This is a genomic window from Providencia rustigianii DSM 4541 (assembly GCF_000156395.1).
GTDB classification, from domain to species: Bacteria; Pseudomonadota; Gammaproteobacteria; order Enterobacterales; family Enterobacteriaceae; genus Providencia; species Providencia rustigianii.
On record NZ_GG703850.1, the window covers coordinates 1 to 219 of the forward strand.

General features: G+C 38.4%; 1 protein-coding gene. It reads left to right on the plus strand.

The features are described from left to right. Positions 1–219 (plus strand): HlyD family secretion protein (locus PROVRUST_RS18930; protein WP_006816542.1); only part of this gene is annotated, 219 nt, incomplete at both ends.

Sequence of the window (219 nt, forward strand, 5' to 3'; positions counted from 1 at the left end):
GCTGCTGTTAATACAGCAAAAGCGAATTTAACAAATGTTATGAATAGTACACGTCCTGAACAAATAGAACAAGCGCAAGCAACTCTAGATAGTGCAACTGAAAGCTATAAAGTTGCACAGAAGAATTATGATCGTACAAAAACTTTAGTTGATGCAGGTGCACAAACACAACAGCAACTAGAAGTAGCTGAACAACAACGTGTAGCTGCAGAATCGCAA